General features: G+C 53.5%; 23 protein-coding genes and 3 pseudogenes. 10 read left to right on the top strand and 16 right to left on the bottom strand.

Going from position 1 to position 25,182, the window contains the following annotated elements; translation table 11 throughout:
- The first annotated feature begins 45 nt into the window (after nt 1-45).
- From PSSD_RS09850 to PSSD_RS09820, 7 genes and pseudogenes are all read left to right on the top strand, one after another.
- The gene (locus PSSD_RS09850) at nt 46-1,185 is read left to right on the top strand and encodes an ornithine cyclodeaminase family protein (protein ID WP_058971094.1); all 1,140 of its coding nucleotides are present in this window, start codon (nt 46-48) and stop codon (nt 1,183-1,185) included.
- A gap of 23 nt (nt 1,186-1,208) precedes the next feature.
- Nucleotides 1,209-1,631, top strand: coding sequence for a RidA family protein (locus tag PSSD_RS09845; protein ID WP_039337116.1), 423 nt, complete (start codon nt 1,209-1,211; stop codon nt 1,629-1,631).
- A gap of 16 nt (nt 1,632-1,647) precedes the next feature.
- Nucleotides 1,648-2,942 (top strand): annotated as a pseudogene (locus tag PSSD_RS09840) (NAD(P)/FAD-dependent oxidoreductase).
- Between the two features lie 221 nt (nt 2,943-3,163).
- Nucleotides 3,164-4,600: a 3-isopropylmalate dehydratase large subunit gene (gene leuC, locus PSSD_RS09835; protein ID WP_058971091.1), complete on the top strand. Its 1,437-nt coding sequence runs from the start codon at nt 3,164-3,166 to the stop codon at nt 4,598-4,600.
- Nucleotides 4,587-5,213: a 3-isopropylmalate dehydratase small subunit gene (gene leuD / locus PSSD_RS09830; protein ID WP_039337123.1), complete on the top strand. Its 627-nt coding sequence runs from the start codon at nt 4,587-4,589 to the stop codon at nt 5,211-5,213. The genes leuC and leuD overlap by 14 nt, the downstream gene beginning before the upstream one ends.
- Nucleotides 5,210-6,124 (top strand): alpha/beta fold hydrolase, encoded by a 915-nt coding sequence (locus PSSD_RS09825; protein ID WP_058971088.1) that lies wholly within the window; start codon nt 5,210-5,212, stop codon nt 6,122-6,124. The genes leuD and PSSD_RS09825 overlap by 4 nt, the downstream gene beginning before the upstream one ends.
- A gap of 30 nt (nt 6,125-6,154) precedes the next feature.
- A complete protein-coding gene (locus PSSD_RS09820) occupies nt 6,155-7,114 on the top strand; it encodes a LysR substrate-binding domain-containing protein (protein WP_039337127.1) in 960 nt (319 codons plus the stop codon).
- A 26-nt stretch (nt 7,115-7,140) separates the two neighbouring features.
- On the opposite strand, the gene PSSD_RS09815 is transcribed toward PSSD_RS09820, so the two are convergent.
- Both PSSD_RS09815 and kup read right to left on the bottom strand, forming a co-directional pair.
- A complete protein-coding gene (locus PSSD_RS09815) occupies nt 7,141-7,446 on the bottom strand; it encodes a YdgH/BhsA/McbA family protein (RefSeq protein WP_039337129.1) in 306 nt (101 codons plus the stop codon).
- Nucleotides 7,447-7,723: 277 nt separating this feature from the next.
- The gene (kup, locus tag PSSD_RS09810) at nt 7,724-9,592 is read right to left on the bottom strand and encodes a low affinity potassium transporter Kup (protein ID WP_058971085.1); all 1,869 of its coding nucleotides are present in this window, start codon (nt 9,590-9,592) and stop codon (nt 7,724-7,726) included.
- 366 nt (nt 9,593-9,958) lie between these two features.
- Here kup and PSSD_RS09805 point away from each other — a divergent pair, with 366 nt between their 5' ends.
- On the top strand, nt 9,959-11,068 hold the full coding sequence (locus PSSD_RS09805; RefSeq protein ID WP_058971082.1) for an SDR family oxidoreductase: 1,110 nt from the start codon (nt 9,959-9,961) through the stop codon (nt 11,066-11,068).
- Between the two features lie 41 nt (nt 11,069-11,109).
- Here PSSD_RS09805 and PSSD_RS09800 read toward each other — a convergent pair whose 3' ends face one another.
- Nucleotides 11,110-11,910 (bottom strand): MetQ/NlpA family ABC transporter substrate-binding protein, encoded by an 801-nt coding sequence (locus tag PSSD_RS09800; RefSeq protein WP_039337134.1) that lies wholly within the window; start codon nt 11,908-11,910, stop codon nt 11,110-11,112.
- A 403-nt stretch (nt 11,911-12,313) separates the two neighbouring features.
- On the opposite strand from PSSD_RS09800, the gene PSSD_RS09795 reads away from it, so the two are divergent.
- Nucleotides 12,314-12,520: a hypothetical protein gene (locus PSSD_RS09795; RefSeq protein WP_153011426.1), complete on the top strand. Its 207-nt coding sequence runs from the start codon at nt 12,314-12,316 to the stop codon at nt 12,518-12,520.
- An 18-nt stretch (nt 12,521-12,538) separates the two neighbouring features.
- On the opposite strand, the gene PSSD_RS26200 is transcribed toward PSSD_RS09795, so the two are convergent.
- Complete coding sequence (locus PSSD_RS26200) at nt 12,539-12,865, bottom strand: TetR family transcriptional regulator C-terminal domain-containing protein (protein WP_268810629.1); 327 nt, start codon at nt 12,863-12,865, stop codon at nt 12,539-12,541.
- 173 nt (nt 12,866-13,038) lie between these two features.
- Here PSSD_RS26200 and PSSD_RS09785 point away from each other — a divergent pair.
- Nucleotides 13,039-13,641, top strand: a pseudogene (locus PSSD_RS09785) (ABC transporter six-transmembrane domain-containing protein); the annotation flags it as partial.
- Here PSSD_RS09785 and PSSD_RS09780 read toward each other — a convergent pair.
- The 12 genes and pseudogenes from PSSD_RS09780 to PSSD_RS09725 form a co-directional block, all read right to left on the bottom strand.
- Nucleotides 13,642-14,431: pseudogene (locus PSSD_RS09780) on the bottom strand (MBL fold metallo-hydrolase).
- A 71-nt stretch (nt 14,432-14,502) separates the two neighbouring features.
- Nucleotides 14,503-14,829 carry a gamma-glutamylcyclotransferase family protein gene (locus tag PSSD_RS09775; RefSeq protein ID WP_058971073.1) on the bottom strand — a complete coding sequence of 109 codons (327 nt, stop codon included), beginning with the start codon at nt 14,827-14,829 and terminating at the stop codon, nt 14,503-14,505.
- A 175-nt stretch (nt 14,830-15,004) separates the two neighbouring features.
- Nucleotides 15,005-15,532 (bottom strand): RNA polymerase sigma factor, encoded by a 528-nt coding sequence (locus PSSD_RS09770; RefSeq protein WP_231568922.1) that lies wholly within the window; start codon nt 15,530-15,532, stop codon nt 15,005-15,007.
- A 26-nt stretch (nt 15,533-15,558) separates the two neighbouring features.
- The gene (locus tag PSSD_RS09765; RefSeq protein WP_039337147.1) at nt 15,559-15,990 is read right to left on the bottom strand and encodes a hypothetical protein; all 432 of its coding nucleotides are present in this window, start codon (nt 15,988-15,990) and stop codon (nt 15,559-15,561) included.
- A gap of 149 nt (nt 15,991-16,139) precedes the next feature.
- Nucleotides 16,140-17,426 (bottom strand): MmgE/PrpD family protein, encoded by a 1,287-nt coding sequence (locus tag PSSD_RS09760; protein ID WP_058971068.1) that lies wholly within the window; start codon nt 17,424-17,426, stop codon nt 16,140-16,142.
- The gene (locus PSSD_RS09755; RefSeq protein ID WP_058971065.1) at nt 17,423-18,346 is read right to left on the bottom strand and encodes a serine hydrolase domain-containing protein; all 924 of its coding nucleotides are present in this window, start codon (nt 18,344-18,346) and stop codon (nt 17,423-17,425) included. Before PSSD_RS09755 ends, PSSD_RS09760 begins: the two co-directional genes overlap by 4 nt.
- Before the next feature lie 2 nt (nt 18,347-18,348).
- A complete protein-coding gene (locus tag PSSD_RS09750; protein ID WP_039336956.1) occupies nt 18,349-19,113 on the bottom strand; it encodes an ABC transporter ATP-binding protein in 765 nt (254 codons plus the stop codon).
- Nucleotides 19,110-19,973 carry an ABC transporter ATP-binding protein gene (locus tag PSSD_RS09745; RefSeq protein ID WP_039336955.1) on the bottom strand — a complete coding sequence of 288 codons (864 nt, stop codon included), beginning with the start codon at nt 19,971-19,973 and terminating at the stop codon, nt 19,110-19,112. The genes PSSD_RS09750 and PSSD_RS09745 overlap by 4 nt, the downstream gene beginning before the upstream one ends.
- Nucleotides 19,966-20,901, bottom strand: a complete 936-nt coding sequence (locus PSSD_RS09740; protein WP_052206286.1) for an ABC transporter permease — start codon at nt 20,899-20,901, stop codon at nt 19,966-19,968. Before PSSD_RS09740 ends, PSSD_RS09745 begins: the two co-directional genes overlap by 8 nt.
- The gene (locus PSSD_RS09735) at nt 20,898-21,968 is read right to left on the bottom strand and encodes an ABC transporter permease (protein WP_039336954.1); all 1,071 of its coding nucleotides are present in this window, start codon (nt 21,966-21,968) and stop codon (nt 20,898-20,900) included. Before PSSD_RS09735 ends, PSSD_RS09740 begins: the two co-directional genes overlap by 4 nt.
- 12 nt (nt 21,969-21,980) lie before the next feature.
- Complete coding sequence (locus PSSD_RS09730) at nt 21,981-23,573, bottom strand: ABC transporter substrate-binding protein (RefSeq protein WP_052206284.1); 1,593 nt, start codon at nt 23,571-23,573, stop codon at nt 21,981-21,983.
- 17 nt (nt 23,574-23,590) lie between these two features.
- On the bottom strand, nt 23,591-25,018 hold the full coding sequence (locus PSSD_RS09725; protein ID WP_058971060.1) for a M20 family metallopeptidase: 1,428 nt from the start codon (nt 25,016-25,018) through the stop codon (nt 23,591-23,593).
- Between the last annotated feature and the right edge of the window lie 164 nt (nt 25,019-25,182).

The raw sequence follows: 25,182 nt of genomic DNA, 5'->3' as shown, positions 1-25,182 counted from the left end.
ATTTGTTATAGCGAAGACGCAAATAGCTGATTGAAGAGGCGCAATATGAGTGATTCAACCCGGATTGATTTTATCTACCTGTCGGAACAGGACATGATTCGTGCTGGCGTGACCGATATGGCCGCCTGCGTGGATACCATGGAAGAGATGTTTGGTCTGCTGTATCACGGCGACTACCGCATGGCAGGCGCGAATAACGATTCACACGGCGCAATGGTGACTTTCCCGGAGAACTCACCTTTCCCCTCTATGCCCAAACCCACCGCTGACCGCCGCATGATGGCGATGCCCGCCTATTTAGGGGGTAATTTCTGCACCGCAGGCGTGAAATGGTATGGCTCTAACATCGCTAATCGCGAAAAAGGCCTGCCGCGCTCCATTCTGATGTTCACACTGAATGACGCTGACACCGGTGCACCGCTGGCGCATATGTCGGCCAATTTGTTGTCTGCTTACCGTACTGGCGCGGTGCCTGGCGTGGGCGCACGTCATCTGGCGCGTAAAGATTCGCGAGTGATTGGCTTACTTGGCCCTGGCGTGATGGGGAAAACCGCTGTTGCGGCATTCATCGCCGTTTGCCCGCAGATCGATACCATCAAAGTTAAAGGTCGCGGTCAGCGCAGCCTCGATAACTTCCTCACCTGGGTGCAAGAGACCTATCCGCAAATTAAGCAGGTGGAGATTGTCGATTCGCTGGAAGAGGTGGTGCGCGGGAGTGACATTGTCACCTATTGCAGCTCCGGCGAAGTGGGCGATCCCGCCACCTATCCCATTGTGAAGCGTGAATGGGTTAAAGCCGGGGCATTTCTCGCCATGCCCGCGCTGTGCAGCATCGATGCCGGCATGGAGCAGGCTGATGTACGCAAAGTGCTGGATAACACCGGTTTGTATCACGCCTGGTTTGACGAGGTGCCCAAGCCCGCTCATTGCACTATTCCAATTATCGGCGTGCGTTTTATGGATATGTTGGACGCCGGGCAGCTGCAGGCGGAGCAACTTGAAGATATCGGCAAGATCGTCGCCGGTGAAGCACCGGGCCGCCAGAACGATGAGGAGATCATCATCATGTCCGTCGGAGGAATGCCGGTAGAGGACGTGGCCTGGGGCACGGTGCTGTATCGCAAGGCCATCGAGCAAGGCATCGGCGTGAAACTGAACCTGTGGGAATCACCGGTTTTAAGCTAATCCATTGAACAAAAGAGAACATCATGACGAATATCATCAAGGTTAAAACCGGTTCCAAATTTGAAGAGCAGGCAAGTTATTCGCGTATTGTCGCGGTCGATAACTGGATTTATGTGTCCAACACTGCTGGACGTAACCCGCAAACCAAAGAGATTCCTTCCGATTTGCGCGAACAGACCTTGCAGGTGTTTGCCAACATTGAAGCCGCGCTGGCCGCTATCGATGCATCATTACAGGATGTAGTGTGCTCTCGGGTCTTTATTCAAAACCCGGAGGATGTCCCGACGGTGATGGCCATCATTGGCGAGAAGTTCCGAGGGGTGAATCCGGCATCGACCGTCACTTGCCCACCGCTCGGATCAACCGTTTATAAAGTTGAGCTGGAAGTCACTGCCTATCGTGGCGCGGGCAAAGCTGAGGTTCAGGAAATTACCGTAGCCCTGTAAGGGCGGGAGACGCGTTATGGCACCTTTTATTACGCCAGTGACAACTTCTGATGTTATGCCTGCAACCACCACTGTGGTGATCATTGGCGGTGGCATCGTCGGGTTAACCGCCGCGCTGACGCTGGCAGAACGCAACATTCCGGTGGTGGTGCTGGAGAAAGGGCGCATTGCGGGTGAGCAGTCATCACGCAATCTGGGTTGGATTCGTAAAACCAGCCGTGCGCTGGAGGATATTCCGCTGGCGCAGGCGGCAGATCGACTGTGGGCCGGGATGGCTGCGCGGGTTGGCAGTGATGTGGGTTATCGCCAGGCAGGCATTATGTTTGTCGCTCGGGATGAGAAGCAGATGGCGATGCATGAAAAATGGCTTAACGGCGTCAATGCCGCGGGGTTAGATACCCGTCTGCTCAGCCATAGCGACATTTCTGCCCGTGTTCCGGGGGGGCGGGAAAATGGTCAGGCGGCATTTTTACCGCTTCGGACGGACGCGCTGAACCGACTCTGGCGGCGAGCGCGATAGCCAAAGCCGCGCTGGCGAAAGGTGCAGTGATCATCGAACAATGCGCGGTGCGCGCACTTACCACGCAAAACGGTTGCGTGAGCGGCGTAGTGACGGAACAGGGTGAAATTCGTTGCGATCAAGTGCTGCTTGCTGCCGGTGCCTGGTCACGGCGCTTTTTAGGCAATCACGGTATCAATCTGCCCACCTTACCGCTGATCTGTTCGGTGATGCGCACAAAACCGCTGCCAGGCCCAACCAACATCGCCGTCGGCGCACCAGATTTTTCGTTTCGCCAACATCAGGATGGCGGCTTTATTGTTACGCAGCGCGGCGCGTTGGATGCCCCCTTGACGCTCGATCATCTGTTGATCGGAACCCGTTATATGCCGCAGTTACGCCATGCGCGCGACAATTTACGTATCTCGCTGGGCAAGTATTTCGTAAAAGACCTGGCGATGGCGCGACGCTGGCGGCACGACCGACGCTCGCCTTTTGAGCACGTCCGTACCCTGGACCCACCAGCCAATCCTGCACTGAATGGCGAAGCCATGCGCAACTTGCGCGCTGCCTGGCCCGCGTTTCAGCAGGCGGAGATGGCGGCGTCATGGGCGGGGGTGATTGATGTAACACCGGATTCTAACCCGGTGATCGGTCCGGTAGCTTCAATGCCAGGATTAACGCTGGCCACCGGTTTTTCAGGGCACGGTTTTGGCACTTCACCAGCAGCGGGGCAACTGGCAGCCGATTTGGTGACAGGACAGGCACCCATTATTGATCCTTCGCCGTATCGTTTGGAGCGTCTGATGTAGGCGTGATTAACTATGGTTATGTCGCAGTCTGGGGCCACACAGGGGCCCCAGACTGCTGTTTAACCTTAGTGCGAGCTCTGGCTGAACCCGCATCATTTTAGAAAGCGCATCAGTTCACATTTCGTCATTTATATCTCCACGTACGGTGTTCATTATTCCGCCCACAACTGTATTACCTTAATGTCTCTAATGACTTGTTAATACTTTATGTGGGCAATCGCATGGCTAACAAAACGTTGTATGAAAAACTGGTCGATCAACACGTCGTCCGTCAGTTAGACGATGATGGGCATGTTCTGCTCTATATCGATCGCTCCATTTTGAATGAATACACCAGCCCGCAAGCCTTCAGTGGTTTGCGCGAACATCAGCGTTCGGTGCGCCATCCGGCGACGATTCTGCTCAATGTCGATCACGTGAATCCCACTCGTCCGCAACGTGATGACGCCATGACGGATGCGGGAGGACAACTTCAGGTGGAGTACTTCCGGCAGAACGCGGCACATTTCGGCATTGAACTGTTTGATGTGATGGATCCGCGTCAAGGTATTGAGCATGTGGTTGCCCATGAACAAGGGATGGTGATGCCCGGCATGGTGATTGCGGCCGGTGACAGCCACACCACAACCTATGGCGCGTTTGGTGCGCTGGGTTTCGGTATTGGCACCTCGGAAATTGAACATCTGTTGGCCACGCAAACGCTGATCTACCGCAGACTGAAAACCATGCAGGTTAACGTCAGCGGTGAACTGCCGTATGGCTGTTCGGCTAAGGATATTATTCTCGCGCTGATTGAGACTATCAGCGCTTCTGGCGCAACCGGCTTCGCCATTGAATTTTGTGGGCCGACTATTGAGGCGCTGAGCATGGAAGGGCGCATGACCCTGTGCAACATGGCGGTGGAAGCGGGTGCGCGTGGAGCGATTATCGCGCCGGATGAAAAAGTGTTCGCCTATATTGAAGGCAAACCGCAAATGCCAACGGGCGCACTGTGGGAGCAGGCAAAATCAGCGTGGCTGACGTTGCGCAGCGATCCTGATGCAAAGTTTGACCGGAGCATTTCACTCGATTGCAGCGACCTTGAACCCAAAGTGACCTGGGGGATTAGCCCAGACCAAACCAGTGCAATCAGTGGTTGCGTGCCGGACCCCGCGCAGGAGACAGACCTGATTAAACAACAAGCCTTACACACCGCGTTGCACTATATGGGGCTTGAACCGGGCACGCCATTGTCACACATCGCCATTACCCATGCATTTATCGGCTCATGCACCAATGGGCGCATTGAGGATCTGCGCGCGGCGGCTGCCGTAATTGGTGAGCGTAAAATTGCCCGTCACGTGCGCGGTATCATTGTCCCCGGCTCCACTCAGGTGCGACAGCAGGCGGAAGAAGAAGGCTTAGCAGATATATTTCAACGAGCGGGCTTTGAGTGGCGGCAGTCGGGGTGTTCTATGTGCCTCGCAATGAATGAAGATGTGCTGGCACCGGGCGACCGCTGTGCCTCGGGCACCAATCGTAATTTTCCTGGCCGCCAGGGGGCGGGCGCACGAACGCATTTAATGAGCCCGGCGATGGTGGCTGCCGCCGCAGTTGCGGGCCACCTGATCGATGTACGCAGCTTGATGACAGCAGAGGTGAAAAATGGAAGCGTTTAACAGTATCACCGGCAGAATTGCGCCATTGCCTGCCGCGAATATCGACACTGATGTCATCATGCCAAAGCAATTTCTGAAAGGCATTGATCGGCAGGGGCTGGACCGTGGCGTATTCTTTGACCTGCGTTTTCTGGCCGATGGCACGCCCAATCCTGCCTTCATTCTCAATCAGCCTGGCTGGCAGCAGGCAACCTTTCTTTTGGTCGGGGCCAACTTTGGCTGTGGTTCCAGCCGTGAACATGCAGTTTGGGGTCTCAATCAGCTGGGTATCCGCGCGATTATCGGCACCAGCTTTGCCGGAATTTTTGACGATAACTGCCAGCGCAATGGTGTGCTGACACTGACGTTGAGCGAGGAAGACTATCAGCAGTTAAGTGCAGCAACAGCCGATGCCGCTCACAATCAAATCACCGTATCACTTGAGCAGCAGATCATCCGCTTTGGTCAGCACACCCTCCATTTTCACGTCAGCGCGTTGAAACGTGAGATGTTGTTAGGCGGTGGCAGCGCAGTGGACTGGACGCTGCAATATGAAACGGACATTACGCAGTTTGAAGTGCAGCATTTTGCTCAGCGTCCGTGGCTGCAACGGGTAAAAGGACCAACAGTATGAGTAACGTAACAGACTGTGGTGCATCACCGTTTATCGACGGCTTTATGCTCAAAGACGTGAAGTTACCAAACGGCGTCACGCTGCGAGTGGCGATGGGCGGTGAAGGCACACCGCTGCTGATGTTGCATGGTCATCCGCAGAACCATCTGGCGTGGCGCAAGATCGCGCCACAGCTGGCAGAAAAATATCAGGTCATTCTGCCGGATTTACGCGGTTACGGAGACAGCGACAAACCGGTCAGCGACGAACAGCATCTTACTTATGCCAAACGCAGTATGGCCGAAGATATCAGCCAACTGATCGATGCGCTGGAGCTTGAGCGGGTGGCGTTTGTCGGACACGATCGCGGCGGTCGCGTTGGCCATCGTCTGGCGCTGGATCATCCCGAAAAACTCGCCTGCTGTACCTTTGTCGATATCGCGCCAACGGCAACCATGTATGCGCAAACCGATAAGGCCTTTGCCACGCGCTACTTCTGGTGGTTTTTCCTTATTCAGCCCTATCCGTTACCCGAAACCATGATTGGCCACGATCCGGCGTTCTTCCTGAAAAAACACATTGAGGGCCAGCTCAAAACGCCTGATGCCACCTCGGAGGAAATCTTCCATGATTACCTGCGCTGCTATCAGCAGCCAGAGATGATTCACGCCGTGTGTGAGGATTACCGTGCCGCCGCGACCATTGATTTAGAGCATGATGCGCAGGACAGCGATAAACGTATCGCCTGTCCGTTGCAATTGCTCTGGGGTGAGAAGGGTACGGTGGGCCAGCTATATGATGTGGTAGCAACCTGGCAGGATAAAGCGCGAGATGTGCAGGGAAGTGCGCTGCCGTGTGGACATTCACCCCAGGAAGAGGTGCCCGCGTTATTCCTTAACCAGCTTCAGGGCTTTCTGAACTCTGTGCTATAAACGCGTGATGTGAATTAAACGCGGAAAGATATGAAACGAGAACTGGCTGGCAAAAACACCCAGAAGCCGCTGCAGGGTTGGCCCTCCGTCGAAGATCTCTATGTCTTTATCAGTGTGGCGCGCCATGATGGATTTGGTCGTGCCGCTGTGGAGTTGGGTCAGTCGCCATCGTATATCAGCAAACGGATTGCCATTCTGGAAAAGCAGCTGGATACCCGGCTGTTTTTCCGCACCAATCGCGTGATGCGCCTGACGCCAGAAGGTGAGCAGGCGCTGGAAGGCGCAAGGCAAGTCATCGAGGAAATGGATTCCTTTTTGAATAATTTCCAACAGTGGCGTGGTGCATTAACGGGTGAGATGACTGTCGGGTGTTCCCTGGGCTTCGGTCAGGACTATCTCTCTGATGCCATTTCAGCTTTTATCTCTTTGCACCCTACGTTAAATATCAAACTTGTTCTTAGCGACCGTCAAATTGACCTGATGCAGTCAGGCACCGATGTGGATATTCAGGTGGGAGACGATCTGAATGACGCCTATATCGCCCGCAAGTTGGCCGCAAACCGGCGCATTCTTTGCGCATCCACTGGATATTTACAGCATCACGCTCCCCTTCATTCTCTGGATGGATTAATCGACCACAGCTGTTTAATCATCAATGAGAAGCACAATACTTTCGGTCATTGGGCGTTGACGGACGGTAAACAGCAGGTGTTGTGCCGGCTGAATAGTCATTATTCGTCGAACAGCGGCAAGGTTATTCTTAATTGGGCATTAAAGTCGCATGGAATTGCGCTGCGTTCTGCATGGGATGTTGCCCCTTATCTGTCCAGTGGTGAACTGGTACATGTTTTACCACAGTGGTATCAGGAAGCGAATATTTGGGCGGTGTATACGCAACGGACATCAGAATCGCCGCGCATTAAAGTCTTTATTGATTTTTTGGTGCAATACTTTGCAGAAAAAAGCCTGTCACGGGAGTGGCAGGCTTAATTTCAGCTTCGGTGCGTAGGTTAACATTAGTCGTACGCCACTTTACTGTTGATGTGGTACAGCGTTGCGGTGGCAGCCATCACATGCTGACCATCATGGCCCGGTTCATGGGATTCAACATCGGTGATGTGATAACCCACGGCACCTGCGGCGAGTGTTTTCTTCACAATCGCATCAGTCAGCTCTTCCATTGAGGTGGCCCAGCTCACTGAAGTGAAGCCTACAGGGTGAATCGATGATAATTCGCGATGGGTAAGATCAGCACGAACTAAAACCGGTTTAACATTTTGCGGTGTGAAAATAGAAATCACATCATTAATAAGTTCTTTCATGGTCATACTCCTCAAAAAATATTCGAGCCGATTTCTAAGCTGCAAATTCTATTGTTGATAATAGGTTTATAAATACCGGCAGTTGCGCACGACAGATTATCTGCACCGGTACGTTAATAAACACCTTTTGAGGTTATGCGTTTTAGCTTTAGTTGCTAATTAGTTGTTAAGAAAAGTTCAGCCACAACTCTGACAATCTTTCGGGAATATTTTTTCATCTGCTTACATTTATCACGTTCAGATAAATTAATGGGGCGCCTAAATACGCCCCAAAAGGTTAAAACTCGCGTTGACCACCCAACTCAATGACCCGATTCGGTGGAATGTTAAATTGCTCATGCGCACGCAACGCATTGCGCTGGCAGAAGTGGAAGATGCCGCCTTTAATCCGCGCCAGCCCTTTGCGCTTTTTCATCACCAGGGTGTCATGGGAAGTGAAGAAAGAGGCTTCGTTGACGGTACAACCAAATCCTTCCAGTCCACATAAATGCAGGACTTCAGCCATAGACGGTACTTCCCGCCAGCCGTAAGCCGCTGTCACCTGCCAGAAAGAGGCTGACAGTTGGGTGATGGTGATACGTTTCTGGTTATGCACGCGCGGGGTATCAGTGGTGCGGATATTCAGTAACACCACACGTTTGTGCAGAACCCGGTTGTGTTTCAGGTTGTGCAACAGCGCCTGCGGGATTTCAAACTCTTTACGCGCGAGGAAAATAGCCGTTCCCGGTACGCGGCTGGGAGGGTTGGTTTCCAGCGATTTCACCAACGCCATCAGGCTTTCCGGATCGTTATTCAAGCGCTTAATCAGTCGATTACGCTCGGTGCTCCAGATTAGCATCAATCCCATCATCGTCAGGGCCATCAGCACCGGCACCCAGCCGCCAGACAACAGTTTCATCAGATTTGCGGCAAACAGTGGGATATCGATGGTCAGCATACAGGCCAGGAAAATCAGCGCCAGCGGCAGCGGCCATTTCCAGTTGCGCAGCGCCACCACGCCCGCCAAGCACGCGGTGATCACCATGGTGCCGGTCACCACAATACCGTACGCCGAGGAGAGGGCGGAAGACTGACGGAACGCAAGCACGATCACGGTGACGGCCACAAACAGTAGCCAGTTAACCACCGGGATATAGATTTGCCCGGATTCGGTATGCGAGGTGAATACAATACGCATCGGCGGCAAGAAGCCTTGACGAATCGCCTGATGGGTTAAGGTGTAAACGCCTGAAATCACGGATTGTGCGGCGATGACAGTGGCAAGGGTCGACAACACAATCAGCGGGATCTGCCCCCAGCCTGGTGCAAGGTTGAAAAAGGGGTTATTGAGTGCTTTCACATCGGCGATGACCAATGCACCTTGTCCAAAGTAATTGAGCACCAATGCTGGCATCGCAATCACTAACCACGCCATGCGAATAGGAGCTTTACCGAGATGGCCCATATCCGCGTACAAGGCCTCAGCACCGGTGACCGCCAGTACCACCATGCCCAGTGCGGCAAAGGCGAGCGTTTCGTGAGTGACTAAAAACGTTAGTGCGAAAGCGGGATTAAGGGCATGCAGCACGGTGGGATTGAGCAAGATACCGCGAATGCCCAATACACCAATGGAAACAAACCAGATAAACATCACCGGGCCAAACACCTTGCTCACTTTCTCTGTGCCGTGTTTTTGAATCATAAACAGCAAGGTGAGGATCACTACCGCCAGCGGCACGACATATTTATCCAGATGCGGTGAGACCACCTCAATGCCTTCAATCGCCGACAGTACGGAAATGGCCGGTGTGATGATGCCGTCACCATAGAAGAACGCGCCGCCGGTCAGGCCCGCTAGCACAATAATATGGCCGATTTTCGGGCTGACGTGGCGACGTGCCAGTGACATCAGCGTCAAAATACCGCCTTCACCATCGTGGTCAGCGCGCATGACAAAACAGACGTATTTCAGCGTCACGATCAGCGTGAGTGCCCAGAAAATCAGCGATAAAAACCCCATCACTGCGGTGGTGGAGACAGAACCATCCGGCAGGATAGAAAGACACTCTTTGAGGGTGTAGAGCGGACTGGTACCGATATCTCCAAACACGATCCCGGCGGCGGCTAACATGCCAGCAGGCAGGGATTGTTTCTCGGTCTGACTCATAAAATTCCTGTTTCTTATCAGTATGGAACGGCGATGACTGTGTGTATGAAGCAGAACATATCGCTTAACCTGAGAGGTGAATAGCAGGTGGCGATTTTATGCACTGCATTTTTACGCCTTAATGCCATATTTTTACGCCATTTTTATATCGCAGCTTACTTTTTGATCTCAGAATAGCCGATAAATCAGAAGCAAACTGACGGCTGACGACCACAAATGCGTCAGAGATAAACGAATCCTAACCGGATCGTTTTTCCTCCCCATCCGTTAAACCACATTTATCCGCCATTTACGTTGCCTGACCTACATTCGAGCCAATCCCTGATGGACCGTTTATTTCTATAACCAACTTGTAGCTCGAAACTTATGAATACAATTCTTATTACTGGCGCGACTGGCTTTCTCGGTGGTGCGGTCACGGTTAACTTATTAAAGAAAAGCGATCACAACCGGCTTTTACTGTTAGTCCGTGGTGATTCCCCCGCTGAGGGGCTGGCGCGCCTTCAGGCAAATCTGGCCAAGTTTGGCGTTAATGAACAGTCGCTCAATACACTGACCACGGATAACATCCTGATGGGGGATTTGGCCGAACCGGAATGCTTTACTCAGGATCCACGTCTTGATGCGGTCACCCATGTATTGAATTGTGCGGCTGTCGCGTCATTTGGTACCAATCCGTATATCTGGAAAGTTAACGTCGAAGGGACGTTCCAGTTCGCCAGCCGGATGAGTCAGGTCAACGGGCTGAAGCGCTTTATTCACGTTGGCACGGCCATGTCATGTGCACCGGAAGCCAACACGTTGGTCACTGAGAGTGAACTGAACACGCTACGCGATCAGCACATCGTTGAGTACACCTGGAGTAAAGCCACGGTGGAGAAAATGATGACAGAAGCGCTGCCCAATTTGCCGTTGGTGATTGCGCGTCCCTCGATTGTGGTAGGGCACTCCGATCATGGCTGTGCGCCTTCGCCAAGTATTTTCTGGGTATTCCGGATGGCGCTGACACTGGGCAAATTTATGTGCGAACTGGATGACCGCATTGATGTGGTGCCGGTGGATTATTGTGCCGACGCCTTAGAGCTGTTGCTGACCGCGGAAAATGTTGATAAAAGCATCATTCATATTTCGGCTGGCCTCAACAGTAGCGTGACCTTTGCCGAGATTGATCAAGCGATGGCGCAAGCTTCCGGTCAGGTCCCGGTGGCAGAGAGTTATCAGAAGGTGAACTACCGCGAGTTAGCTGAAAGTAAAAAAAGTTTCTCATCGCTGTTTGGTCCCTGTAACGAGCGTATTGTGCTGCGGGCGATGAATCTGTACGGCCACTTTTCCAAACTCAACGTGGTATTCAGTAACGACAAATTGCTTAAGCTGGGGATGCCACCTTCGTCAAAATTCACCGACTATCTGCACCGCTGCGTAGTATCGACCCAGGATGCGACCATCGCCGAACTGATGGAAGTGGATTTTAAATAAAAGAAAAGCCGCGCAACGATGCGCGGCTTAAAACACTTGTCTTACCAGCCTTTGATAATATCGCCTTTATAGATTTCGTTGGCTTTATCCAACACCGGCTGAGACTGGAACGCTTCTTTTAACTTCTGCACATTGGCACTGTCTTTATTATCTTCACGCGCCACGATGGCATTGACGTAAGGTGAGGCCTTACCCTCCATAAACATACCATCGCGTGAGGCGGAGAGATTGACCAGTGCGGCAAAGTTGTTATTGATAATTGAAATATACACCTGTGGATCGTCCAGCGTACGTGCCAGCTGTGGCGTATCGACTTCGATGATTTTCAGCTTCTTCGGATTGTCGGTGATATCCAGCGTGGTTGGCAGCAATCCAGCTTCCGGTTTGACCTTAATCAACCCCTGCGCCTGTAACAGCAACAGACTGCGACCCAGCGTCGTGGCTTCGTTTGAAATAGTGATGGTGGCACCATCAGGCAGCTCACTCAGCGATTTAATTTTGCGAGAGTAACCGGCAATCGGGAACACAAAAGTATTGGTAACCACAGCAAATTTGTAGCCACGCTCTTTTGACTGCATTTCAAGGTAGGGCAGGCTTTGGAAGGCGTTAACATCGACATCTTTGTTCATCAAAGCTTCATTGGGCTGCACATAGTCATTGAACGCCACCACATCAACATCCAGCTGATATTTGTCATGGGCTACCTGTTTGACGGTCTGCCAGAGCGCTTCATCAGGACCGGTATTGATCGCGACTTTGATGGTGTTGTCTTTATTGTTATCGCAAGCACTGAGCAGTGAAACCGCGGCGGCGAGCAGGGTGGTAAGCACAATTTTCTTCATAACACAGGTCCCTTAGAAACGTAGGGAACGGACTATAATATACGTCTGGACGTCTGTACATCCATTATCGGTGCGTTTGCTTATAATTCAGCCATTCATTCATTGCTGCCATCCATAGCAAATAGTAATTAATCGCCGTGATTGACATTGATTCTGACTGATATATCCAGCATGAAACCATTCAGTGAAATCACAGTATTTTTATCACGCAAGGGCTGATAAAGCGCAGCGCGTAAATGAGATCGATCTCATTCATCAGCGTTGGCATGGGTTTTTGTTGATGTTGTGATTATTGGGATTGGGAATTTTTGCAAACTGTCATATTAATATAACTGCATTGTGCATTCAGGGACTTACAAGATAATCTGTTGCCGCAGATTATCTTGTTATAGATCAGGAGAGGATGATGCAGTCTGTTAAAGCGTTGGATATGGAGCAGTTGAATACGTTGCTGGCAAGTGGTAAGCACCCTTCAGTTATCATTGGCTTTACGCTTACCAGCGATGCGTTTTTTACCATGGCCGCTTACTGGCGCGACCGGGGTGTTACCATTGAAAAGCGCGATGAGTTTTTCGTTGCCACCACCGAGAATTCCCTGACCACTTCCTAAAACGTACCGTTCAACACCTTAAAGCGCGAGTTTAATAAAGGCATGCAGATCGTTTATCGCCTGTTCCCGCGCTTCAGTCTCTTGCACCACAATCAGTAAATCCGCATAGCCGTTTAGCATTGCGCTGAGCTGACGCGCCACCTGTTCTGCATTCGCTTCGCGAAAGACACCCGCGCTGATGCCGTCACGAATAATCCCTGCCATTAATGCCTGCCATTGCCGCGTCAGTTGTGTGGCCAATTCTGCATAGGCCGTTTCCGTTGTGGCTTTGCGCCACAGCGAACTGTAGAGCTGCCATACAGCATCCGCTTCCTTTGGCAAATAGCTGGCGATAAAAGCGTTCAGACGCTGGGGGAAGGGTAACGCATTGATCTCATGCGTAAAGTCTTGCAGATCCTGTTGTGCGAACCTTGCGCAGGCTTCGAGGCTGAGCGACGCCCAGTCGGGGAAATAGTGGTAGATATGGCTGCGAGATAATCCAAGTTGAGTGGTTAACTCGCGCGTTTTGACATTCTCTTTTGGCCGTTCCCGTGATACTTGCCCAGCGCGGAGAAGCGCATAGTCATTCGGCTATTGCTGCCAGAGTGACATTGTCACGCCAGTTTGTGGATTTTTTTGAAACTCACTTACCGATGCTGATTACTTCAACCGCCTCAATGTGCGGGGCGGTAGTGATGTTGCTGACCATCGAACCCTGGGCTGGATTAGTCTGCCTGACAATATTGCTGTTGTTTGCCTGCTTTTTGCCACGTTACACGCGCACTAACGAGTCACTGATTGCACGAATGAACGACAGACTGGAGCGGGAAGTGGGCTTTGTCAGTAGCGCCGGTGAGCAAAAACTGCAGCGTCATTATCATTTCCTGGCGCGCGTGCGCATTCGTTTATCCGATCGTGAAGCCATCAGTTATTTATCGATTGGCGTGGCTGCTGCGCTGCTGTTTGGCATCACGATTACCGTGATGGCGTTAAAAGGCGGCATGACAGCCGGACATATTTACTCCGTCATGACCTATTTGTGGATGTTCGCCATGAGCCTTGATGATGGCCCGGCGCTCCTTGAGAAGTACTCGCAGCTCAAAGAGATTGGCAAACGCGTCAACACCGGGCTGGCGGGATAATCATGACTTAAGGCAGCGGATATATCGCGCCGCTGCCTCTTTAACCCTTTTTTGCGCATCGAGGGTGATTTCCCTCCCGGCGAACGCACCATAAATTTGGTTGAATTGCACCTTATCCAGACGCTGAACCAGGGTGCTCACGGTCGCGGCGGAGAGCGGTAACATATTCGGATAGCTCCACATAAAGGATACGGTGTTCGCACCAGGTGCCACCTGTACAATATCCCCACTCAATACGATGCCGTCATTCTGTGCCCAATGGAGTACCGTTCCACCGGCGAAATGTCCGCCCAATCGCAGCAGTCTGACTTGTGGCAGAAGCTCAAGATCATCACCTTGCCACCATTGAATATAAGGACTTTGCCGCATTAACCACTGCCGATCATCCGCGTGCAGATAGACCGGCGCTTTGAATGCTGCCGCCCAGTCCTGCAAGGTGCTGTAATAGTGGGGGTGTGAAATGGCAATGGCATGGATTCCGCCCAAAGCCTTTATGAGGGTTTCCGTGGCATCATCCAGGTTGGCGATGCAATCCCATAAAATATTGCCATGCGGCGTTTGTAGTAAAAAAAGCGCGTTGATTGATAGCGAAAGCGGGGACTGTCTGTAGACTCAATAAGCCTGCTTGATGCTGCTGCCACTTATTTTGGTGTGATGCACGCAAAGCGGAAAATGCCAGCCACTGTTGGCCACTGGCTGGGACGAATTGCCGTTCATCCTCGCATATTTTGCAAGCAGTGATGCTGTCATCATCATATGAGGTGCTGCACGCGGTGCAGAGTTTGATCATGCCAGGCTCCTCAGAAAGTGTCCTTTCATTGTAGCCTCCGTCCCATGCCGTGCTTGAGATCTGGAGCGGGATTATCGCGGCTGCAACTGATAAATCCACGCGGTGATCTTTTGGCCATCAAGGGTGGTGACTTCAACATCAACCCGATCATAACCATCTTCGAACTCATCCAGCATAGGCCAGTGTGACGTCAGATTTGGCGAAAAGAATAACGATCCCGCAACGGTGCCCGCATGCTTGTCCAGCACGATGCCGGGAAAATCCGCAGCTGCACCCCAACCGCGTTCATAGAACTGCCCATTAACCGTTCCCGCCAGCCATTCACCGCCGATGTTCTCAAGGATGTGGGCATTCACGTGTCCAGGTTGTAGGGTGCCATACACAAATAAAGGTTTCATTTTCCCTCGTAAAATCAATCAAAAGAGTGACTCTAGCCGCCGATGACTGAATTGTCACCCACAAGATTAAGCGGGTTGCCCGGTCGCCATCCATGGCGACCCTACGACGATCGTGCGCGGTTTTCGTAGGGTGCGCATTTATGCGTTCCAGATTGAGGTGCCTAAAGAAGATGGCTTATTCCTGGGTCAAATCATCATACACACTGCGTAACCGTGTTCGTAAATAGAGTACCGCTTTGTGCTTGCGTGATAAAAGCGTCTGTACGCTCACACCCATCTCGTCAGCCAGCTCGTTGTAGCTGTAATCCAGCAGCTCAGTTTTCTCAAACACCTCGCGCTGTGTCTCAGGAAGTTCGGCTAAGGCTGCTTCCAGCTCCTCCCACAGCAGCGTCTTAAGATAGTCATCTTCCGGTGATTGCGGCACGCCAAACAACGTTTCCGCCAGTTCATCTTCGGGAAAGTCTTCTTCATCAGCACCGGTGAAAAACTCGGCCAACGGCAGTTCACGCTTTTTTCGTGCCCGGTCGGTTATTTCATTACGTGCGGCACGGAATAGCCACGCCGCCACATTCTCAACCGGCTGTTCCACCTGCATCAGTTTGTATGTCACTTCTTGCAGAATATCGTCAGCATCTTCGCTGACCGTAGTGCGACCGCGAATAAATGCCCGCAGTTTGGTGCGGCAGGCGCTGAGTGCTGACATCAGCAGTGAATCCTGCGCCATGTGGCTTACTCGGCGTCTGGAGATTGCGGAGCACGTTGGTCAGGCTGATCGCGGGTCTCATCGCGACGACCATGTCGGTCACAGCGGTCTCGGCGACCGCGACGAAATCCCTCGCGGCGATGCTGCATAAACTCCTCACGCTGCTCGGGGCTCATTTGCATCCAACGTTCGTGCATCCGGCGACGCGCCATACCGAACATGCCCGGACGGAAACCTAATCCGCCAAACAGAATGCGACACAGTGCCAGCAGACCTATCGCCTGCCAAAAACCGATGCTCTTCACGCCGATAATGGCGGGAAGAATGGCATTCCATAACGACATGACAAGCAAGCCCAGCACGGCAATCAACACCGCACCCAGCAGCAGCGGTTTCAGCATCCGGTGGCGGGCAAAAGGGTGGCCACGGTGGTGTCTGTGCATATCAAAATCTCTCATTGTGTTGTTCCTCATTACACTAGCGGAAATCGCCTGGTAATGAGGTAGACGAATGAGCGATGAAAATATTGCTGGGTAAATGCATTCTTTTTAAAAAAATTCTGATTCTCACTGTTTTGGCTCATTCCAACGCGGTATGAGCCGCAAGCTCAAACCATCAATTGACGAAGGAAACGCAGATCCGTTTGCTGATCTAACCTCAGCAACATTTGATAGAGCGCTGGCGCATCTACCACGTCAGCACAGCAATCGTAAAACTTTGCCTGGCGTTCACTGGCGCTGAAGGGCTCATCGAGCGTACCGCGAGCACGTCGTCTTGAATGCACGATTTCCTGCCCATCTTTGAAGCGTAACGTCAGAACGTGGGGCAAGTCCCGGCTTTCAGCGTCCTGTTCGGCAGTCCAGGGATCGAGGGTAATCATCGCCAACTGACTGGTCTCACTCTGTTGTTGCACGCGTTCCAGAGTAAAATCCTGCACGCTCAATGTGCCGTGTTTCAACATCATCGCGACACAATATTGCATGGAAAAACGTGCCTGCATCTCATCTTCCGGCTGGTGATAAGCCAGGTTGCGCCAGTTAGCAATGCCCACCTGACAATGCACGCTTTCGATATCGTCGATGTTCAACCTTTGCTGTTGTTGGAGATCAACGATGGCATCAAGAATGCGATGCGTAGAGCCACAGCACGGGTACTTTTTCGGCATCACTCCGATGCATTCGATCACATGCTGTTCCACGCCTGGCAATGAGGGTTGGTTGAGTATTCCGGCGTACAACTCCGCAAAGCCCTGAGCACACTCAATGATATCCAGTCGCCCCTGCATACCGGTTTTCGCCAGTGTCGCGGCATCAACCGCGTTCCGCGCCGCCATCCCAGCGTGAAACGGTTTTAACGGTGTGCCGAACTGCCCTTTAACGCCGCTGGCCAGGCTAACCGCGATGCTTAAAGCACGTGCGATTCCCGCTGCATCCAGCCCCATTAAGGCAGCCACGCCCGCCGCACTGCCGATGCAACCGACCGTTGATGTCCCGTGCCAACCCGCCGTGTAATGCTGATAGCCGATAGCCTCACCGATATAGGCCTGAGCCTGCAAGCCAATGAGATAAGCGCGTATCAACGCTGGACCGGCTGCATCCTTAGCGACAGCCAGCAGTGCCGGAACCAAGACAGCGGATGCGTGACTCATGCCCGGCGCAAAATTGTCATCAAAGTCGATGGCGTGTGCGGCAGTAGCATTTATCAACGCATCCTGCGACGGAGTACGTTGCGTGTCAGGCCAGGCCTGTTGCACCGCCAGGGTTGAAAAATCACTACGGCCAGCCACCAAACATGCCAGCGTATCTGTGATTGCCTCACACGCCAGTTGGCGAGCGCGGGGAGAAAAGGGCGGTGGCGTCGCGCACCACTGCGCCAGCGTTTCAATTAACGTCATGATGTCACCTCCATATCGAGAGCCGTAAATAGCGTGTGCAACAGGTTGCCGATCTGAAAACGGTTTACCTCTTGCCCAGGTATGCGGGTATCAACACGATGCACGATCACCAAATCGTGACTGGGGATCACCAAACAAAAATGTCCCCCCGCGCCGCGTGCCGAGTAACTTCCCGCGGGCAGAATCACCTCTGGCCAGGCAACTCCGGCGCGAGTCACCCACCACATGTAGCCGTAGGCGCCACGGTCCCCGGCGTGAGAAATCGGCAGCGTGCTGGTCCTGACCCAGTGCGCTGGAATCACCTGTTGATCGTTCCATCGTCCTTTTTGCAGGAACAGCTGACCGAAACGCAGCAGATCGCGGCTGGAGAGGGTAAATGGATAGGCGGGATGGTCGGAAAAAACGCCCGGCTCAAGCCAGCTATCTTCTTGTTCCCGGTAATCCTGCATGCCAATCGGATCGGCAATGCGGTGTGCAAATGCCTGATTAATGGCTTCACCAGTCAACTGCCGATAGGCCGTGCCCAGCACGTTGAAATCCCAGTTGCTGTAACACCAGTTTTCTCCTGGCGCATGCAAGTGACGCGGTGGTTTGATGCGCTGCATCCAGGCCGTTTCGTAGTTGGCTGGATGGTAAATACCCGAACGCGCGGTCAGGAGATCGTACAGCGTGGCCTGTTTTTCGCTGTCACTGAGCGCTTCGCGATCGTCAATATTCATCGCCTGTAAGCTGAGTGAAATATCGAACAGTCCTTCCGCAGCGGCACAGCCAATCAACGCACTCAAAAAGCTTTTACGCATGGAATGGCAGGGATAGCGTTGGGCCACATCACCATAGCGAAAAAGTGTTTCATGACCCCGCGCGACCAGCAGCACGGCGGTGGCTTGCGTCGCTAACTGCTGTTGAAGTTTTTCAAACATACTTAGGCCTCACTGGCTGCTAAAAACTCACGGGTATAAGCCTCGCGAGCATCGCCCTGACGCACACTGTCGTCACTCAGCTCTTCGAGTAATTTTCCTTGATGCATGATGCCAATGCGACGGCACAGGTGCGTCACCACCGCTAAGTCATGGGTGACCATCAGATAAGTCAGGTTGCGCTGTCGTTGCATGCTGCTCAGCAGATTGAGGATTTCCGCCTGTACCGAAACGTCCAATGCGGAAGTGGGTTCATCCAGTAACAGCACAGAGGGTTCGAGGATCAGCGCTCGGGCAATCGCCACCCGCTGACGTTGGCCGCCGGATAACTGATGGGGGTAGCGATAACGAAAAGCATCCGAGAGACCCACTGCCTGCAGCACCTCACTGATACGCGCTTCGTGACGATCCAGCCCGTGCAGTTTTAACGGTTCACGCAGACTGGCCCAAACCATCTTGCGAGGGTGCAATGACGCATAAGGGTCCTGAAACACCATCTGCACCTGACGATAGAAAGGTTTGTCACGCTGCGGCTGCTGTTCCTTGTTGTTGAACAGGATGTGTCCTTGATAGTCGTGGTTTAAACCCGCCAACGCGCGCAATATCGTTGATTTTCCACAACCGGATTCGCCGATCAGCCCATAACACTCACCCTGAGCCAGCATCAGGCTCACGTTATCTACCACCTGACGGCGTTGAGTACCGTTTCCAAAGGCAATGCTGACGTCCACCATCTCGATACTGCGCTGTGCGCCAGGAATGGGATTCATATCGCGACTCCATCTCGAAAGCAGGGACCGGTCAGCCAACTGGCGTCACGTGTGGGCACGCGCAGCATCTCCAGCGGTTGATGCAGGCGTGGCTGACTGGCGAGCAGGGCTTGGGTATACGGATGCTGCGCCTGCTCCAGACGATCCGCGCGGATCTCCTCGACGATGCGCCCGGCATACATCACCAGCACACGATCGCAAAAGCGTGAGACCAGGTTGAGATCGTGACTAATAAACAACAAACCGGTTTGCCGCCGTGCAAGTTGCTCGTTGAGAATACTCAGCACCTGCTGACGCACCGTGACATCCAGCGCCGAGGTCGGTTCATCGGCGATGATCAGGTCTGGTTCCGGGATCAACATCATGGCAATCATCACGCGCTGGCCCATGCCACCGGAGATTTCATGTGGATAAAGCCGGGCAACTTTTGCCACGTCACGAATGTGGACCGACTCCAGCATCGACATGGCGCGTTCGCGGGCTTCGCTTTTACTGACGCGATGATGCAAGCGGTAAGCCTCGGCCACCTGTTCCCCCATACGCATCAACGGATTGAGCGAAAAACGGGGATCTTGCAAGATCATTGAGATGCGGTTACCCCGGATCTGGCGCATCTGCTTTTCACTGCTGTTCAGCAAATCAATCTCGCCAAACTGCATCTTCTCAGCGCTGACGCGGCCAATCTTCGGGGTGAGTTGCAGTAACGCACGGCAGGTTTGTGATTTACCCGACCCGGATTCACCCACAATCGCCACTTTCTCGCGGCCAACCTGAAAAGAGACGTCACGCACCGCGTGCTGTTCACCGTGTGCACTACGAAAGACGATACTCAGGTTCTTCACCTGCAGCAGATTATTCATGGCGGATATCCATTACGTCGCGCAGACCATCACCCAACAGGTTGAAGGCCAGACTGGTGAAGAGAATCGCTAAACCGGGGATGGCGGCTATCCAGCCATTGGTCAGCATAAACTCGCGTCCGGATGCCAGCATGGCCCCCCATTCGGGGCTGGGTGCTTGTGCCCCCAGGCCCAGAAAGCCAAGGCCCGCAGCCGTAAGGATGATGGCGGCCATATTGAGCGTGACGCGCACCACCACTGAGGGCAGGCACATGGGTACAATATGGTGGACGATAACGTGCCAGGCCGATGCCCCTTGTAGCCGGACCGCCGCAATGTAATCCATTTTGCGGATGGCCAAAGTCTCGGCGCGGGCCAGGCGAGCAATCGGCGGCCACGCCGACAGTGAGATGGCAATTATCGCGTTCTCTATGCCAGGACCCAGCGCGGCCACAAACGCCAGCGCCAGAATCAGGCTCGGAAACGCGAGGAAGATATCCACCAGGCGCATCAGTACGGTATCGACCCAACCGCCAAGGTAGCCCGCGGTCGTCCCGACCAGCAGGCCGATGGGTGTAATGATCAACGCAGTGAGTCCCGCGATATACAACGTGATGCGTGCGCCATACATCAGGCGGCTGAACATATCTCGTCCCAGTTCATCGGTGCCCAGCCAGTGTGATGAGGAGGGCGGCTGCAAACGTTGAGCGAGGTTTTGCACATAGATATCGTGATTCACCAGCCAAGGCGCGAACAACGCCGCGAACACAATCACCAGCAGCACTAACAGGCCAAACAGAGCAGAGTGGTTGGCACAAAAACGCCGCCATTGGATCCACATTAATTGCATCTTCGCCTGAAATGGTGACTGTGGTGCGGGGTCGCGCAGCCAGGCGCGCAGTCCATGTGAGACGGGAATGTTCAAAGGTTTATTCACAGAATCAGTCATGCTTCCTCCTGACGCGTGCGCGGATCAAACAGGCGATAGAGCAGGTCACACAGCAGATTGATCGCCACAAAGATGGCACCAATCAATAACGTGCAGCCAACCACCGCGTTCATATCACCCGCCAGCAAGGCGTTAGTGAGATAGCGGCCAAAGCCCGGCCAGGCAAACACCGTTTCCGTTAAAACAGCCCCCTCCAGCAGCCATGCCCAGGAAAGCGCCACCACCGTCAGCGTTGGCACAGTAATATTGCGAAAGGCATGAACCCAGACGCAGCGTGCCCAAGACATCCCTTTAACCCGCGCGGTGATGATGTACTCCTGTGAAAGCTGCTCCAGCATAAAACTGCGTGTCATACGGCTGATATAAGCCAGCGCGCTGAGCCCTAAAATGGATGCCGGCAGGATGATGTGACCGAACACGTTGCGAAAGACCTCCCAGTTACCGCTAAGCGCGCTGTCGATCAGCCAGAATCCGGTAACGGGGTGCAGATCAAATTCGTAAATAAAGTCGATACGCCCAGGGCCGCCGATCCAACCTAAGGTGGCGTAGAACAACAATAATCCCATCAAGCCGAGCCAGAAGTGCGGGGTGGAATAACTCAGCAGTCCAATAAAACGAATCACGTGATCAAACCAAGTGTTGCGGTACATCGCTGCGTATACGCCTGCTGGAATGCCAAACCCCACACCAATGATTGCCGCTACGGTTGCCAGCTCCAGCGTGGCAGGAAACACGCGGGCGATATCCTGGGCCACCGGATGGCTGGTGGTGAGGGCAACCCCAAAATTGAGGTGCAGCAGTTGCCAGACGTAATCAACAAACTGCTGCCATAACGGCAGATCTAACCCCAACTGGTGGAACATCTTGTCGTACGCTTCCTGACTGGCGTTATCACCGATAATCGCCACCACAGGGTCGATAGGCAGCAGCCGACCGATGAAAAAGGTCAATGCCGCCAGGCCGATCAGGGTGCAGATGATGGAGATCAGCCCGCGAGCGAGGCGTCTTAACAGACGCCAGCCAGCGGAGGGGGAGTTATGCGCAACGGGCAAGGTTACCTGTGACATCAGCCACCTCCTTTATTTGCTTGCGGCACCGTACCAGACGCGAAAACCGTTCCAGGTCCAGTTTTTCACTGCAGGGCTAATCCCCGCGCTGTTATACATCTGGAACATGATGGCCATCGGGCCTTGCTGCATCTGCTCTTTCTGCAAGTCGGCATACAGGGCAATACGTTTGGCGTCATCCGGTTCCAGTAAAGCGGTCTCCACTTTTTGGTTCATCTGCGGATCGTAATAAGCCGCACGCCAGCTGGGATACTGAGTGGCACGCGCTTCTTTACTGTTGTCCGGGTTGTACACCAAACGTGAGGCGTTGCCGTAGGCATCGGGCACTGAGGTTTGCCACGCCATCATGGCACTCTGGAATTCACGACCACGCACACGGCTAAACAGCTGGGCGTTTGCCATGCGTTCCAGGTTGAGTTTCACGCCGATTTTCGCCGCGTTCTGCTGCACGCTCTGGGCGATGGGGGCTGAGTGGGGTAAGGTGCCGAACAACACCGCCGTGCTAAAACCGTTGGGGTAGCCCGCTTCGGTCAATAACTGTTTGGCTTTATCCAGGTCGAGATGGAAAGGTTGGCCCTGTTTAGCATCCAGCGCGCCGAAAGCTCCCTGCTGGACAAAGCTGGCACGGGGTACGCCGAGATAAGGCATCACGCTTTTTGCCAGTCCGTCGTAATCAATCAGATAACGCATGGCGAGGCGCACTTTGGCGTTTTTGAAAATCGGGTCTTCGTTGTTGAAGGTCCAGAAAAACAGCTGAGGTTTCAGGACTTTTTCGACTTTAACTTTGCCACCTTCATCCAGCGCTTTCAGATCGTCTGCCGAGAGATCGCGGGCGATATCAACATCACCCTGTGTGACCAGCAGCCGTTGGGTGCCGGTCTCAGCCACATGGCGGATCAAAATGCGTTTTAGCACCGGTGCGGTGCCCCAGTAGTTTGGCGTGGCCTGCAACACCACACCTTCACCGGCATTCCAGCGTACCAACTGATAGGGACCCACGCAGGCAGTGTGCGTGGAGAGATACTTATGGCCAAGATCCCCGTCTACCGCCTGTTTCTCGACTTCTTTACGGTTGATTAATGAGGAGACGTTATTGGCCGCAATCGCCTGCAGCACCAGATTGGTGGGATAGGCTTTGTCGAAGGTCATAACCAGTGTTTTGTCATCCGGTGCCGTGATACGGCTGTCGACATTATCTTTATCAAATCCGTACTCCTTGATCGCCGCCGCATTGCCGTAGCCGAGTTTCACCACACGCTGCATCGACCAGGCTAAATCGCCTGCGGTGGCCGCTGAGCCATCGGCAAACTTCAGGTTGTCCTGTAAATGGAAGGTGATGGTTTTACGATCCGCTGACACCTCCCAGCTTTTGGCCAATGCCGGATCGAGTTGCGTTTCATCACTCACCCGGAAATCGACCAGCGTGTCACAGGTATTGGAGTAAATTTCACTGGTGACCACTTCGCCAATCTGAGCCGGGTCCCAAGTGCTGATGGCATCAATATTCCATGCCATCACCAGCGAATCTGCCGGTGTGGCCGCCTGCGTGGAAGCGCAGGAAGCCGCTGCCAGCATCAGTGCGGCAGTCAATGTGGTAATTTTCATGCATCTCTCCTGAGGCGTTATAGGTTGTCCGGGCGCGGCTGGATCGGGGGTTTGACTTCGGCGGGAATGGGGCAGTGGTAAGGTTTTTCGCTTACTTGCTCGAAATGCGCTTTTTTCATCTGCGCCAGCAGCATTTTGTCGGTGAGTACATCCACGGCGGTGGCGGCCATCACTTTGGCAACATGCACTAAACCTTTATGGGCGGCCGGCATTTTTCCCTGAGCGGTAAGCTGCCAGGAGTGGCCAGGTGTGCCAATGGCCATGGTCGGAACGTGCGCCTGCACGGTGGGGATCACCCAACTGACATCGCCCACGTCGGTCGAACCGATCATCACTTCACCGTGGGTATCGAGCGGGATGATGTAATCACTGAGGGGTTTAGGCTGCGCTGGCTTAATGCCGGTTTTGCGATAGCAGTTATCAATCTCTTCTGCCGTCAGCGTGGCCTGAATTTCAGCGGCAAACGCCAGGTCAGCCGAATCGAAAGGCACTGGCCCCAGGGCTTCGAGATTGCGCTGCATCGCTTCTTCCAGTGGACGATTGCCCAACAGGTTTGAGACAGCGCTCATGATGCTGATATCCACTTCGGTATCGGTCATGATGGCAGCACCTTGCGCCACACGTTTTACGCGCTCATTGAGTTCAAACATGGCGTGCACATCGCGGGAGCGAATGGCATAACGCACGGTTGATTTGGCCTGAACCACATTTGGCGCCACGCCGCCTGCATCAAGGAAGGCATAGTGAATGCGTGAATCTTGCGGCACGTGTTCACGCAGAAACTGCACCCCAACGTTCATCAATTCTGCGGCGTCCAGCGCGCTACGGCCAAGATGCGGGGAGGCCGCCGCGTGAGATGAACGGCCACGGAAGGCGAAATCCATACGCGTATTCGCCAGTGACAGCGGTTTGGCCACTTCATGATGTGCGCTTGGATGCCAGGTAATCGCCACATCGACACCGTCAAACGCGCCGGCGCGTGCCATAAATGATTTCGCCGCACCGCCTTCTTCTGCCGGGCAGCCGTAGTAACGCACGCGACCAGGTAAGCCTGACTCTTCAAGCCAGGATTTCAATGCGGTGGCGGCCAGCATGGCGGCTGAACCCAGCAAATTGTGTCCACACCCGTGACCATTGCCATTGCCTGGAAGCGGGGAGTAACTGGCGACACCCGCAGCCTGGCTCAGGCCCGGCAGCGCATCATATTCGCCGAGGAAAGCGATAATAGGACCACCATCTCCGGCCTCGCCCATCACGGCGGTGGGAATGTCTGCCACGTTTTCCGTCACGCGGAAACCTTGCTGTTGCAACATGGCGGTATGTTCAGCCACTGAGCGATATTCGGTATAACAAATTTCCGGCATACCCCAGACACGATCGCTTAAGTCGCAAAACACCGCTTGATGTTCTTCAACCCATTTCCAGACTAACGCTTTGTTTTCCATTGTGGCTCTCCGCTGATTCATCAGGATGAGCCACCACAATGGAGTACTTCAGCGTTTTAAAGCCAATGAGCAATTCACACCCCCCATTCCAAAACGGCATAGTTTCGGTTAAGCGGCGTTAACGGCCTCTCCGTTACAGGCGCGCAGCCAGATTTGTTCTGCCC

The organism is Type-D symbiont of Plautia stali (assembly GCF_001485335.1).
Lineage (GTDB): Bacteria > Pseudomonadota > Gammaproteobacteria > Enterobacterales > Enterobacteriaceae > Pantoea > Pantoea vagans_C.
Note: the sequence above shows the minus strand (reverse complement) of the source record. Positions and strands in the feature narration are given on the sequence as shown.

Excerpts from the sequence above, each read along its gene's own strand:
- PSSD_RS09850 (WP_058971094.1), top strand. The coding sequence starts at position 46 with ATGAGTGATTCAACCCGGATTGATTTTATCTACCTGTCGGAACAGGAC.
- PSSD_RS09845 (WP_039337116.1), top strand. The coding sequence starts at position 1,209 with ATGACGAATATCATCAAGGTTAAAACCGGTTCCAAATTTGAAGAGCAG.
- leuC (WP_058971091.1), top strand. The coding sequence starts at position 3,164 with ATGGCTAACAAAACGTTGTATGAAAAACTGGTCGATCAACACGTCGTC.
- leuD (WP_039337123.1), top strand. The coding sequence starts at position 4,587 with ATGGAAGCGTTTAACAGTATCACCGGCAGAATTGCGCCATTGCCTGCC.
- PSSD_RS09825 (WP_058971088.1), top strand. The coding sequence starts at position 5,210 with ATGAGTAACGTAACAGACTGTGGTGCATCACCGTTTATCGACGGCTTT.
- PSSD_RS09820 (WP_039337127.1), top strand. The coding sequence starts at position 6,155 with ATGAAACGAGAACTGGCTGGCAAAAACACCCAGAAGCCGCTGCAGGGT.
- PSSD_RS09815 (WP_039337129.1), bottom strand. The coding sequence starts at position 7,446 with ATGAAAGAACTTATTAATGATGTGATTTCTATTTTCACACCGCAAAAT.
- kup (WP_058971085.1), bottom strand. The coding sequence starts at position 9,592 with ATGAGTCAGACCGAGAAACAATCCCTGCCTGCTGGCATGTTAGCCGCC.
- PSSD_RS09805 (WP_058971082.1), top strand. The coding sequence starts at position 9,959 with ATGAATACAATTCTTATTACTGGCGCGACTGGCTTTCTCGGTGGTGCG.
- PSSD_RS09800 (WP_039337134.1), bottom strand. The coding sequence starts at position 11,910 with ATGAAGAAAATTGTGCTTACCACCCTGCTCGCCGCCGCGGTTTCACTG.
- PSSD_RS09795 (WP_153011426.1), top strand. The coding sequence starts at position 12,314 with ATGATGCAGTCTGTTAAAGCGTTGGATATGGAGCAGTTGAATACGTTG.
- PSSD_RS09775 (WP_058971073.1), bottom strand. The coding sequence starts at position 14,829 with ATGAAACCTTTATTTGTGTATGGCACCCTACAACCTGGACACGTGAAT.
- PSSD_RS09770 (WP_231568922.1), bottom strand. The coding sequence starts at position 15,532 with ATGTCAGCACTCAGCGCCTGCCGCACCAAACTGCGGGCATTTATTCGC.
- PSSD_RS09765 (WP_039337147.1), bottom strand. The coding sequence starts at position 15,990 with ATGAGAGATTTTGATATGCACAGACACCACCGTGGCCACCCTTTTGCC.
- PSSD_RS09760 (WP_058971068.1), bottom strand. The coding sequence starts at position 17,426 with ATGACGTTAATTGAAACGCTGGCGCAGTGGTGCGCGACGCCACCGCCC.
- PSSD_RS09755 (WP_058971065.1), bottom strand. The coding sequence starts at position 18,346 with ATGTTTGAAAAACTTCAACAGCAGTTAGCGACGCAAGCCACCGCCGTG.
- PSSD_RS09750 (WP_039336956.1), bottom strand. The coding sequence starts at position 19,113 with ATGAATCCCATTCCTGGCGCACAGCGCAGTATCGAGATGGTGGACGTC.
- PSSD_RS09745 (WP_039336955.1), bottom strand. The coding sequence starts at position 19,973 with ATGAATAATCTGCTGCAGGTGAAGAACCTGAGTATCGTCTTTCGTAGT.
- PSSD_RS09740 (WP_052206286.1), bottom strand. The coding sequence starts at position 20,901 with ATGACTGATTCTGTGAATAAACCTTTGAACATTCCCGTCTCACATGGA.
- PSSD_RS09735 (WP_039336954.1), bottom strand. The coding sequence starts at position 21,968 with ATGTCACAGGTAACCTTGCCCGTTGCGCATAACTCCCCCTCCGCTGGC.
- PSSD_RS09730 (WP_052206284.1), bottom strand. The coding sequence starts at position 23,573 with ATGAAAATTACCACATTGACTGCCGCACTGATGCTGGCAGCGGCTTCC.
- PSSD_RS09725 (WP_058971060.1), bottom strand. The coding sequence starts at position 25,018 with ATGGAAAACAAAGCGTTAGTCTGGAAATGGGTTGAAGAACATCAAGCG.